At 71.3% G+C, this 11807-nt stretch carries 13 protein-coding genes; 6 read left to right on the forward strand and 7 right to left on the reverse strand.

Annotation, left to right across the window (positions count from 1 at the left end; translation table 11 throughout):
- The first annotated feature begins 57 nt into the window (after nt 1-57).
- From mptB to ACWCO2_RS02300, 5 genes are all read left to right on the forward strand, one after another.
- Nucleotides 58-1614, forward strand: a complete 1557-nt coding sequence (gene mptB / locus ACWCO2_RS02280; RefSeq protein ID WP_450125879.1) for a polyprenol phosphomannose-dependent alpha 1,6 mannosyltransferase MptB — start codon at nt 58-60, stop codon at nt 1612-1614.
- Between the two features lie 11 nt (nt 1615-1625).
- The gene (locus tag ACWCO2_RS02285) at nt 1626-2561 is read left to right on the forward strand and encodes an ABC transporter ATP-binding protein (protein WP_450125880.1); all 936 of its coding nucleotides are present in this window, start codon (nt 1626-1628) and stop codon (nt 2559-2561) included.
- A gap of 89 nt (nt 2562-2650) precedes the next feature.
- Nucleotides 2651-3367: an ABC transporter permease gene (locus ACWCO2_RS02290; protein WP_450126011.1), complete on the forward strand. Its 717-nt coding sequence runs from the start codon at nt 2651-2653 to the stop codon at nt 3365-3367.
- A 39-nt stretch (nt 3368-3406) separates the two neighbouring features.
- A complete protein-coding gene (locus tag ACWCO2_RS02295) occupies nt 3407-4252 on the forward strand; it encodes an SCO6745 family protein (RefSeq protein ID WP_450125881.1) in 846 nt (281 codons plus the stop codon).
- Nucleotides 4253-4295: 43 nt separating this feature from the next.
- Nucleotides 4296-5249 carry a COX15/CtaA family protein gene (locus tag ACWCO2_RS02300; protein WP_450125882.1) on the forward strand — a complete coding sequence of 318 codons (954 nt, stop codon included), beginning with the start codon at nt 4296-4298 and terminating at the stop codon, nt 5247-5249.
- A 2-nt stretch (nt 5250-5251) separates the two neighbouring features.
- On the opposite strand, the gene ACWCO2_RS02305 is transcribed toward ACWCO2_RS02300, so the two are convergent.
- From ACWCO2_RS02305 to ACWCO2_RS02330, 6 genes are all read right to left on the reverse strand, one after another.
- Entirely contained in the window at nt 5252-5884 is a 633-nt protein-coding gene (locus tag ACWCO2_RS02305) for a response regulator (RefSeq protein WP_450125883.1), read from the reverse strand.
- The gene (locus ACWCO2_RS02310) at nt 5877-7103 is read right to left on the reverse strand and encodes a sensor histidine kinase (RefSeq protein ID WP_450125884.1); all 1227 of its coding nucleotides are present in this window, start codon (nt 7101-7103) and stop codon (nt 5877-5879) included. The genes ACWCO2_RS02305 and ACWCO2_RS02310 overlap by 8 nt, the downstream gene beginning before the upstream one ends.
- Nucleotides 7104-7107: 4 nt before the next feature.
- The gene (locus tag ACWCO2_RS02315; RefSeq protein ID WP_450125885.1) at nt 7108-7854 is read right to left on the reverse strand and encodes an ABC transporter permease; all 747 of its coding nucleotides are present in this window, start codon (nt 7852-7854) and stop codon (nt 7108-7110) included.
- Between the two features lies 1 nt (nt 7855).
- Nucleotides 7856-8758 carry an ABC transporter ATP-binding protein gene (locus ACWCO2_RS02320; protein ID WP_450125886.1) on the reverse strand — a complete coding sequence of 301 codons (903 nt, stop codon included), beginning with the start codon at nt 8756-8758 and terminating at the stop codon, nt 7856-7858.
- 85 nt (nt 8759-8843) lie between these two features.
- Nucleotides 8844-9338 carry a GbsR/MarR family transcriptional regulator gene (locus ACWCO2_RS02325; RefSeq protein WP_450125887.1) on the reverse strand — a complete coding sequence of 165 codons (495 nt, stop codon included), beginning with the start codon at nt 9336-9338 and terminating at the stop codon, nt 8844-8846.
- A 95-nt stretch (nt 9339-9433) separates the two neighbouring features.
- On the reverse strand, nt 9434-9739 hold the full coding sequence (locus tag ACWCO2_RS02330; RefSeq protein WP_450125888.1) for a hypothetical protein: 306 nt from the start codon (nt 9737-9739) through the stop codon (nt 9434-9436).
- A gap of 84 nt (nt 9740-9823) precedes the next feature.
- On the opposite strand from ACWCO2_RS02330, the gene ACWCO2_RS02335 reads away from it, so the two are divergent.
- Entirely contained in the window at nt 9824-10792 is a 969-nt protein-coding gene (locus ACWCO2_RS02335; protein WP_450125889.1) for a quinone oxidoreductase family protein, read from the forward strand.
- Between the two features lie 7 nt (nt 10793-10799).
- Here ACWCO2_RS02335 and ACWCO2_RS02340 read toward each other — a convergent pair whose 3' ends face one another.
- Complete coding sequence (locus tag ACWCO2_RS02340; protein ID WP_450125890.1) at nt 10800-11774, reverse strand: heme o synthase; 975 nt, start codon at nt 11772-11774, stop codon at nt 10800-10802.
- Between the last annotated feature and the right edge of the window lie 33 nt (nt 11775-11807).

The raw sequence follows: 11807 nt of genomic DNA on the forward strand, positions 1-11807 counted from the left end.
CACACCAGGATGCGGGGCATGCCCGTGAGCTGACTCACGCGATTACGCTTCGTCGTCGTGGCGGCAGGCGAAGCGACCAGCAGACGATCAGCGACCGAAGAGGCGGCGGAGCCGCTGGACCGGGGCGAGCGGCGACAGCTCGACGTGGTCCGCCGGTTCGGCACCACCGGCTCGCTGGTGCTGGCCATCGGCTCGATCGGCGCCGGGGCTGCCCCGGTGGACAACCCGTTGTCGGGCGCGCGGCTGATCGGCCTGCCGGTCCGGATGCCCACGGTGGCGATGGCCGCCTGCTGGCTGGGCATCCTGATGATCGTGATCGCCTGGCTGTGGCTGGGCCGGCTGTGCTGGCCAGGTCGCGGCCGGATGCTGTCGGTCACCCAGCTGGCCCGCACGCTGGCGATGTGGGCGCTGCCGCTGGCCCTGGCCCCGCCGCTGTTCAGCACCGACATGTACAGCTACCTGGCGCAGAGCGAGGTCGCCGCGCGCGGCTTCAACCCGTACGTGCTGGGTTCGGCCGCCGCGCTGGGCGTGGACCACCCGTTCACCGCGAACGTGCCCAACATCTGGCGCGACACCCCGTCCCCGTACGGGCCGCTGTTCCTGATGCTCGGCCAGGTCATCTCCCGCATCGTCGGCGACAATGTGGTGTTCGGGGTGCTGGTGTGGCGCGCGGTGATGCTGTGCGGCCTGGCGCTGGCGATCTGGGCGATCCCGCGGCTGGCACGGCGCTGCGGCGTGCACCCGGCCGCCGCGCTGTGGCTCGGCGCGGCCAACCCGATCGTGCTGTTCCACGTGGTCAGCGGAATGCACAACGAGGCGCTGATGGTCGGCATCATGCTGGCCGCGATCGAGCTGGGCCTGCGGTACCAGACAGTGCCGGGCATGATCGCCGCCGGCGTGCTGCTGAGCGTGGCCGGGGCGATCAAACCTCCGGGCTGGATCGCGCTCGGCTTCTTCGGCATCTACCTGGCGCTGCGCCGCGGCGGCCGGTTCCGCGATCTGCTGCAGGTGGCCGCGGTACTCACCGCCGTGTTCCTGGCGACCATGACGGTAATCACGGTCAGCAGCGGCTGGGGTCTGGGCTGGATCGACACCTTCGACGTGCCCAACCGGGTCAAGACGTTCATGGCGCCGCTGACCGCGTTCGGCATGACCGGCGGCGGGCTGAGCACCCTGCTGGGGCTGGGCAACCACACCGACGCGATGCTGGTCATCACCAAGATCGTCGGCTACCTGCTGGTCGCGGTGGTGTGCCTGTGGATGCTGTGGCAGTCCTTCCGCGGCCGCATCGAGCCGCTGGTCGGGCTGGGGATCACCTACCTGACGCTGGCGCTGGCCGTGCCGGTGCTGTGGCCCTGGTACCTGCTGTGGTCGGTGGTGCCGCTGGCGCTGGCGACCAACAACAACCGGTTCCGGACCACCGCCGCGGTGATCTGCGCCTTGGTGTCGCTGTTCGTGCCGCCGACCGGCGCCGGGTTCCCGCTGCGCGTCTACCAGATCCCGCTGGCCGTGACCGCCGCGGTGATCGCCTTCGCGATCACGCTGTGGCTGGTGCGGGGCAAGGTGCCGAGGCTGCTGCCGACCCGCGGCGGTGTTCGGCCGGTCACGCAATAGGCTTGGACTTCGTGAGCAACGCCGATGGTCCGGCCGTCCAGCTGCGCGGGCTGAAGAAGCGCTTCGGCGACACCGTCGCCGTGGCTGGCCTCGATCTGTGCCTGCCGCGCGGTAGCGTCCTGGCGCTGCTCGGGCCGAACGGCGCGGGCAAGACGACGACGGTGGAGATCTGCGAGGGCTTCCAGCGCCCCGACTCCGGTGAGGTCCGCGTGCTGGGCCTCGACCCGCACGCCCAGTCCGAGGCGCTGCGGCCGCGGATCGGCGTGATGCCGCAGGGCGGCGGCGCCTACCCCGGGGTGCGGGCCGACGAGATGCTGGACCTGGTCGCGGCCTGCGCCGCCGATCCGCTGGATCCGGCCTGGCTGCTGGACGTGCTCGGGCTGTCCAACGCCCGCCGCACGCCGTACAAGCGGCTCTCCGGCGGCCAGCAGCAGCGGCTCTCGCTGGCCTGCGCGCTGGTCGGACGCCCGGAGCTGGTGTTCCTCGACGAGCCCACCGCGGGCCTGGACCCGCAGGCGCGACGGCTGGTGTGGGACCTGGTCAGCGCGCTGCGCCGCGACGGGGTGAGCGTGCTGCTCACCACCCACCTGATGGACGAGGCCGAGGCGCTGGCCGACCGGGTGGTGATCGTGGATCACGGTCGCGCGGTCGCCGACGGCACCGCCGCGGAGCTGACCGAGCCCGAGGACGGCAAGCAGGAGCTGCGGTTCCGCTCCCAGACCGGGCTGGACCTGAACCTGCTGCTGGCCGCCCTGCCGGAGGACTGCCAGGCCAGCGAGCTGCGGCCGGGCGACTACGTGGTGCGCGGGCAGGTCGATCCGCAGGTGGTGTCCACGGTGACCGCCTGGTGCGCGCAGCACGGGGTGCTGGCGCAGGAGCTGCGGGTGAGCCGCCGCAGCCTGGAGGACGTCTTCCTGGAGCTGACCGGACGGGAGCTGCGATCGTGAACGCCGAGGCCAACACCGCGCCCCAGCTCGGCGCCCAGTTCCCGGCCGGGACCTTCGCCCCGGCGCCGGGCCGGGGCCGCCCGCTCCGGATGCTGCTGACGCAGACCCGGATCGAGGCGCTGCTGATCATCCGGCACGGCGAGCAGGCACTGCTGACGCTGATCATCCCGCTGGCGCTGCTGATCGGCCTGAGCACCTTGCACATCGGCGACCTGCCGGAGCCGCGGGTCAACTCGGTGATGCCGCGAATCCTGGCGTTGGCTGTGATGTCCACAGCGTTCACCGGGCAGGCCATCGCGCTCGGCTTCGACCGCCGCTACGGCGTGCTAAAGCGCCTGTCGGCGACCGCACTGCCGCGCTGGACCCTGATCTCCGGCCGAGTGCTCGCAACGCTGCTGGTCGTGGCGTTGCAGGCGGTGGTGCTCAGCGTTGCCGCGGCACTGCTGGGCTGGTCGCCGGAGCTCTCCGGCCTGCTGCCCGCCATCCCGCTGCTGGTGTTGGGCACGCTCGCCTTCGGCGCGGCCGGCGTGCTGGTCGGCGGCGCGTTGCGGGCCGAGATCGTGCTGGCGCTGGCCAACGCGATCTGGTTCGTCCTGCTGCTGGCCGGGGGCCTGGCGCTGCCCGCCACTGACCTGCCCGGACCGCTGAGCGCGCTGGCCGGGTTCCTGCCGTCCGGCGCGCTTTCCGAAGCGCTGGACGCCGTGCTGGTCAACGGCTCGTTGCCGGGCGTGCAGCCGGTTGTCGTGCTCCTGGCCTGGGTCGCGGTGTGCGGCGCGGCCGCGGTGCGCACCACTCGGCTGACTTGAGGGGCGGACTTTCCCTCATCGCGGCTCTAGGGTGAGGTCATGACGAAGATCGCCCGCCGGGCCAAGAGCGTCCTGGAAATCATCCACTCGATGATCTACTTCGCGCCGGAGGCCGCCGACGGCTTCGCCGGGCTCGGCCTGGGGCGGGGCCGGATGGCCTACTACGCGGGCCGTGCCGCCGCGATGGGTCCGGTCGGGCCCGGTCCCGTGGCGGCGACCTTCTACAACTTCAACCCCGAGTCGGTGGCCGAGTCCATCCCCCGCGCTTGGTCGATCGCGCCCCCGAGCGCGGTGCTCGACGCCCGTCTCCACGCCGCCGACACCGCGCTGCGCCGGATGCTCGGCGATGTCGGCGGCTCGGCGATCGTCGATGCCGCCGAGCTGGCCCGCGAAGCCAGCCGGGCGTGCACTCCGGAGGGCAAGCCGCTCTACGCCGCGCACGCCGACCTGGAGTGGCCGGACGAGCCGCACCTCCAGCTCTGGCACGCGGTCACCCTGCTGCGCGAGTTCCGCGGCGATGCGCACATCGCAGCGCTGCAGCGCGCCGAGCTCAGCGGGTTGCAGGCGCTGGTGCTGCACAGCTCGACCGGCGAGGGCTTCAAGCCGTCGGTGGCCCGGGAGCTGCGCGCGTGGAGCGAGTCGCAGTGGTCCCAGGCTGAGCAGGAACTGCGCGAACGCGGTCTGCTCAGCGATGACGGCGAGATCAGCGAGGCGGGCAACGCGCTGCGCGAGGACGTCGAGTCCGAGACCGACGCGATGTCGATGGCCCCGTGGCGCGCGCTGGGCGAAGCCAAGACCGAGGCGCTGATCGACAACGGCCGCCCGGTGGCCCGAACGCTGCTGAAGGCTGGTGCGGTGCCGCGCGACCTGTTCGGCAGCGACTGATACCTGCGAACGAGTGGTTCCGGGCCGCCGATACCATCGGATCGTGCCGCTTCCTTCTTGGATCTCCCGCCCGACCCCGCGCGTCGTACGAGGCCTGGCCCTCGCCGTGCTGGTGACGCAGGCGTTGATCTCGGTGACCGGTGTGATCGTCCGCGTGACCGGGTCCGGGCTCGGCTGCCCGACCTGGCCGCAGTGCTTCCCGGGCAGCATGGTGCCCATCAACCACCCCGAGGTGGCGGCGCTGCACCAGGCGATCGAGTTCGGCAACCGGCTGCTGACCGGCGTCATCGGCTTCATCGCGCTGGCCTGCTTCCTGGCCGCGCTGCGCTGCCAGCCGCGGCGCAAGCGGCTGGTGCGGCTGTCGCTGATCATGCCGCTGGGCGTGGTCGCGCAGGCCATCATCGGCGGCATCACGGTCCGGGTGAACCTGGCCTGGTGGAGCGTGTCGGTGCACTTCATGGCCTCGGCGGTGCTGATCTGGCTGGCCACGATCCTCTACAAGGCCACCAAGGAGGGCGACCGCGAGCCGGTCGGCGTGGTGCCAACCCCGATGCGCGGGCTGCTGGTCGCGCTGGTCGCGGTGACCGCGGCGGTGCTGGTCGCTGGCACGCTGGTGACCGCTGCGGGCCCGCACGCCGGTGACCCGGACACCCCGCGGCTCGACGTTCCGGTGCAGACCCTGGTCCAGGTGCACGGCACGCTGGTGATGGCCTACGTGCTGCTGCTCGCGGTGTTCGGCGTGTGGCTGCGCAGCGCCCGCCCGACCAAGGCGCTGCTGAAGACCTACGTCTCGGCTTGCGCGATGGTGCTGGTCCAGGGCGCGATCGGCTCGGCCCAGTACTACCTCGGCGTCCCGGAGGGGCTGGTCGTGCTGCACATGGCGGCGGCCACGCTGGTGATCATCATCACCGCGCTGCTGTGGGGCGAGTCCCGCTACCGCGGCGCGCTGCCCGAGCCGACCACCGAGTCCCAGAACGCCGAGCCCGCCGCGGTCTGAGCTCAGCCGAGGATGCCGCGGTCGTAACCGGCGGCGACGGCAGCGGCCCGGTCGTTGACACCCAGCTTGCCGTACAGGTGGGTGAGGTGGGTCTTGACCGTGGCCTCGCTGACGAACAGCTCGGCGGCGATCTCCCGGTTCGACCGCCCCTTGGCCACCAGGCGCAGCACTTCGCGCTCCCGAGCGCTCAGCGGCTGCTCCCCCGGAGACCGGACCCGCGACACCAGCCGCGAGGCCACCGCGGGCGAGAGCACCGTGCGACCCGCTGCCGCCGCCCGCACCGCGGCGAACAGCTCGTCGCGCATCGCGTCCTTGAGCAGGTAGCCGGTGGCACCGGCCTCGATCGCCGCGAGCGTGTCGGAGTCGGTGTCGTAGGTGGTGAGCACGAGGACCTGGCAGCGCTGGCCGCGGCGGACCAGCTCGGTGATCGCCGCGACGCCGTCGCCACCGGGCATCCGCAGGTCCATCAGCACCACGTCGGGATCCAGCGCGACGGCCTTCGCCACGGCCGACGGCCCGTCGCCCGCCTCGCCGAGCACCTCGATGTCGGCCGCCGCGTCGAACATGCCGCGCAGGCCGTCGCGCACGACGGGGTGGTCGTCGACGATCAGCAGCGTAATGGCGCGCTCAGACATGGCGCACCAGCGGCACCCGCGCGGAGACCGCAGTCCCGAGCCCGGGCTCGGACTCGATCTCGAAGGCACCCGCGACCCGCTCGGCCCGGGCGCGCATGCCGCCCAGCCCGAAACCGCTCGTCGAGCCGCCGGTGACGCGGCTCGGTTCGAAGCCCCGGCCGTCGTCGCGCACGTCCACGCTCACCTCTTCGTCCATGTAGGACAAGGTCACTCCCACTCTCGTCGCCTGTGCGTGGCGTCCCGCGTTGGTCAGCGATTCCTGCGCGATGCGCAGCAGGGTCGCCTCGATCTCCCCGTGCAGCGGCACCGCCTCCCCCGTCACCGCGAACTCCGCCCGCACACCTGCCCCCGCTTGCCACTCCTCGACGATCTTGCGCAGCGCCACCGGCAGCTCGTCGTGCTCCAGAGCGCTCGGCCCCAGGTCCTGCACCGACCGGCGTGCCTCGCCCAGCCCGTGCCGGGCCAGGTCCGCGGCCCGCTCGACGTGCCTGCGCCCCTCCGCCGGGTCCTCGCTGTCCACCGCCGCCTGCAGCTGGGTGACGATCCCGGCCAGGCTCTGCGCGATCGTGTCGTGGATCTCGGCGGCCAGCCGTCGCCGCTCGTCGCCGACCCCGGCCTCCCGCGCCTGCACCAGCAGTTGCGCCTGCAGGCCCGCGTTCTCCTCGTGGGCCTGCTTCAGCCGGGCGTTGGTCTGCTCCAGCTCGGCGATGGTGGCCGCTTTCACCCGTGCGTTCTCCTCCCGTTCCGCATCCAGCCGCACGAACAGGAGCACCAACCCGCCGTTGAGCAAGAACAGCGTGCCGAAAGCAGCCCACTGCATCGGACTGCTCAGCGGTAGCCCGCCCGACTGCGATCCCGCCATGGTGATCGCAGTGGCCAGCAGGCCGAGCTTGACCGCGCGCGGGCGCAGCCAAGCCCCGGCATCGAAGTAGCCGAGGATCGCGAAGATCGCGAAGAACGGGTTGAGGTATGTGAGCACGAAGGCCAGCACCGTCCGAAGGGCGAAGTAGGTCTGGCTGGCCGTACCTCGCTCGGACACGACTCGCCGGATCCTCGCCCAGCACAGCTGCAACACAAGCGCCAACAGGGCCAGTGCGACGAGGCGCTCCGGCCGACCGTTCGGCGCCACCTGCGCCTCCGTGAGCAGGGAGATCAGCGTCGCGAGGCCCAGCAACGCATACGGGCCCCAGCCGACGTACCAATCCTGCCGCTCAGGCACCGCTCTACTCCCATCGGAACCAGCGCACCGCGGCACCGGTCAGAACCGACGTCCAGAACACCACGATCACCAGGTTCCCCAAGCTCGGCCAGCCCCCTCCGGCCGCCTGGTCGAGGGCCGCCGACGCCGCCCCGAGCGGGGTGAACTCGACCGCGCGCTGCAGGAAATCCGGCATGACCTGCACCGGGATCCACACCCCGGCGGTGAACATCATCACGAGGAAGGCTATTGTCCCGATCACCCCAGCCGTCTTCGTGCTGCGCGGCACCGCGGACAGGGCCGCCCCCAGCGCGAGCACGCTGAGCACGGTGAGGACCAGCGTCAACGCGTAGCCGACGAGCCCGCTCGGCAGCTCGACGCCGAAGGCGACGCGGCCGACGGCCAGCGCCAGCACCACCGAGCACGCGACAGCTGCGCCGTGCAAGGCCGCCTGCGCGGCCAACATCGCACCTGGCCGCACCGGTGTGGTCGACATGCGACGGAGGATGCCGCGCTCGCGGTAACCGGCGAACACTGGCGGCATGGCCTGCACCCCGGCCATGATCATGGACATCAACAGCACCACCGGGACGTAGAGGTCGATCACCCGTCGACCGCCGAGGTCGGGGTTGACCTCCCGGAAGGCGGGGATCAGGCCGAGGATCACCAGCAGCACGGTCGGCGCGGCCACGATCCAGAACAGGTTGCCCGGTTCGCGCAGGAACAGGCGGGTTTCGGCCTTGAGGACGGCTCGGGTCGCTGATGCGTTCATCTCAGTGCTCCGCTCCGGTCAGGGCGAGGAAGGCTTCGTCCAAGGTCGCGTCGGTGACGCGCAGCTCGCGGGCGGTGATGCCGGCACGGGCCAGCAGCGAGAGCACCGACTCGACGGTTTCATCGGTTCCGCTGACGACGAGCCGATCGCCCTGCCAGGTCGCGGACGCCGCCCCGGGCAGCGCTGCCAGTTCCCCGGTGTCGAGCGCGCCCTGCGGCGTGAAGGACATGACGACCGATGCGGCCGACCGGTTGATGAGCCCGCTCGGCGCGTCGAGGGCCACCACCCGGCCGCGGTCGAGCACCGCGACCCGGTCGCACAGCCGCTGCGCTTCCTCCATGAAGTGGGTGACCAGCACGACGGTGACGCCGCTCGCCCGCACGTCCTCGATCAGCCGCCAGGTGTCCCGGCGGGCCCGCGGGGCCAGACCGGTGGTGAGCTCGTCGAGCACCACGACCTCGGGATTGCCGATCAGGGCCAGCGCGATGAACAGCCGCTGCTGCTGGCCGCCGGAGAGCGCAGCGAAGCGGGTGTCGAACCGCTCGGCGAGTCCGAGGCGTTCCGCCAACGCCCGCCAGTCCGCGGGGTTTTGGTAGCAGGCGGCGTGCAGCTCCAGCGCCTCGCGCACTGTGATCTTGGGTTGCAGCTGGGAGTCCTGCAGCTGCGCGCCGAGGATCCGGGTGAGCCGGTCCCGGTCGACGGCCGGGTCCAGCCCGGCCACCCGCACAGTGCCTGCGTCGGGTTCGCGGAGTCCTTCGACGCACTCCACCGTGGTGGTCTTGCCCGCACCGTTGGGGCCGAGGATCCCGAAGATCTCCCCCGCTTCGACGGCGAAGCTGACCCCGTCCACGACCGGTCTTCCGGCGTAGGACTTGCGCAGCCCGTCGACTTCGATGATCGCCATGCCTCGAAGTCTCGCGAGCCGAGGCACCACCGGACATCGGCCGGCTCGCTCGACCTGCCATCAGCCGATCGGCTGATGGGGGTGCTCAGAAGCGGAGCTTGGGCTTGCCCTCGCGCTCCCAGCGACGCCACAGCTCGGGCATCTCACCGGCCAGCCACTGGTAGAACTCGTGCACCGTGCGCAGGCGCCGGGCGCGTTCGCTCTGGCCGCTGAACATGCGCAGCCCGGCCTCTGTCAGCTCTTCCAGACCGGTGACCCGCTCCATCCGGTGGCGCACCAGCTCCGGCCAGCGGTCCTCCTCCACCCGGTACAGGGCGGCTTCCTTGCCCTGTCTGGTGGTCTTGGAGACCACGCCGAGCCGCATCAGCAGCCGCACGTTGGTGCTGATCGAGCCGGTGCTGGCGGCCAGCGCCAGGGACAGCTCGGCGGCAGTGCGCTCCGGCGGGTCGCAGACGAGCAGGAACGCCAGGACGCGCCCGGCGATCAGCGGCATGCCCTCGCTGGCTTCGAAGTGCGCCGCCATCTGCTCGATCCACTCCGACATGGCCGGTCGGTCGGTGCGCTGCACGTAGTCGGACACGACGGCTCCCCTTGATCGAGTTCAGTCCTCGCTGAAAAGGTAAACCACAGCGAAGCCTGCGGCCAGCCGCCGACCGGCGTGTCGGGCGGAGCGGATCAGCTGTTGCGCGCGCCCATCGTCCGGCGGTGCGCGGCGCCGACCTTCATCGCCCCGACGGTCTCGCCGTCCCACTCGTGAGCGGTGAGGCCCTCGACGGCCTCGACCAGCGCGTTTCCGGTGGCGACATCGGGGACCATGACGTCGCCGAAGCGGCCGTCCTCCCCTACCAGCACGACGCGGGCACCGGCCTGCCCGAGGTTCTCCACGACCGCGCGAGCGGAGTCGCCGTGCACACAAACGAACGCCTTGGCCGTCGCGATCGCCTTCGGCGCGGGAGCGGTGGTTTCTTCGCTAGCCGTCATGACTCGGATCCTAATCCGGAGCTGGGGAAGATCGAGAGGGCGTGACGAGTTGCACCAGATGAGGACGACAGCGAAGGAGTCAACATGCGTGCCATCCGGGTAGCGACGAACGGCGGGCCCGAGGTCATGGAGCTCACCGAGGTAGAGGCACCGGAACCGCAGCCCGGCCAACTGCTGGTCGACGTCGCGGCGATCGGCGTGAACTTCATCGACACCTACCAGCGCAGCGGCGCGTACTCGATGCCACTGCCGTTCACGCCCGGTTCCGAGGGCTCGGGCGTGGTCATCGCGGTGGGCGACGGCGTGACCGGGTTCGAGGTCGGCGACCGGGTCGCCTGGGCGATGACGCCGGGCAGCTACGCCGAGAAGGCGCTGGTGCCGGCGGAGAAGGCGGTCCGGGTACCGGAAGGCGTGGACGACCGCACGGCGGCCGCGGCACTGCTGCAGGGTCTGACCGCGCACTACCTGGTCACCTCGACCCACCAGGTGCGCACCGGTGAGACCGCGCTGGTGCACGCCGCCGCCGGCGGCATGGGTCTGCTGCTGACCCAGCTGATCAAGCACCGCGGTGGCAACGTGATCGGCACTGTGTCCACGGCCGAGAAGGAGGCGCTGGCCCGCGAGGCCGGGGCCGACGAGATCATCCGCTACACCGAGGTGGACGTGGCCGAGTCGGTCGCCGACCTCACCGACGGTCGCGGTGTGGACGTGGTCTACGACGGGGTCGGCAAGACCACCTTCGACGCGAGTCTGGCCAGCCTGCGCCCGCGCGGCACGCTCGCGCTGTTCGGCGCGGCGAGCGGCCCGGTGCCCCCGGTGGACCCGCAGCGGCTGAACTCGGCCGGTTCGGTGTTCCTGACGCGCCCCGGCCTGGCGCACCACATCCTGACCCGCGCCGAGCTGGACTGGCGGGCCGGCGAGCTCTTCGACTGGATCTCCACCGGAGTGCTCGACATCCGCATCGGCGGCACCTACCCGTTGGCGGACGCCCGCCGCGCCCACGAGGACCTGGAAGGCCGCCGCACCACGGCGAAGCTGATCCTGCTGCCCTGAATCCCGGTCAGAACGGCCAGCCGACGACCGGCAGGCTCATCGCGGAGTCCACGGCCAGGGCGACGAACACGATCATCAGATACGTGTTGGACATGTGGAACAGTTTCATCGGCTTGGTCTTCTCGCCGCGCTTGGTCGCGGCGTGCAGCCGGTGCGCCAGGAGCAAGAACCACGCGCCCGCCAGCACCGCGAACGCCGCGTAGAGCCAGCCGGTCGCCGGGACCAGCAGCAACGTCCAGAGCACCATCAGCCAGGTGTAGGCCACGATCTGCCGCGAGACGTAGGTCGGCTCGGCGACGACGGGCAGCATCGGCACCCCGGCGCGCTCGTAGTCGTCCTTGTACTTCATGGCCAGCGACCAGGTGTGCGGCGGCGTCCAGAAGAAGATCACGCCGAACATCACCAGCGCCGGCCAGTCCACCCGCCCGGTCACGCCTGCCCAGCCGATCACCACCGGCATGCAGCCGGCCGCACCGCCCCAGACGATGTTCTGCGCGGTGCGTCGCTTGAGCACCAGCGTGTAGACGAAGACGTAGAACAGGATCGTGCCGACGGCCAGCGCCGCGGCCAGCAGATTCGTCGTCGCCCACAGCCAGGCGAAGGAACCGACGCCCAGCACGATGCCGAAGACCAGCGCGTGCCGGTTGGACACGGTGTGCCGGACCAGCGGGCGCGCCCGGGTGCGTTTCATCACCTGGTCGATGTCGGCGTCGGCCACGCAGTTCAGCGCGTTCGCGCTGCCCGCGGCCATGGTGCCGCCGATCAGCGTGGCGATCACCAGCCACGGCGACGGGATGCCCCGCTCGGCCAGCAGCATCGCGGGGATGGTGGTCACCAGCAGCAGCTCGATGACCCGGGGCTTGATCAGCCCCACGTAGGCCTTCAGCAGCTCAGCGGGTCGCCGAGCGTGCTTCTCACGGGTGGCGTCGACGGCGGTGGTCACGACGCTGCGCTCGCCGACGGCATGGCACTCCTTGGGCACTTCGACTGATCAGCCGTCTACGAATAGTAGGCG

The organism is Saccharopolyspora sp. NPDC002376, from assembly GCF_053593195.1.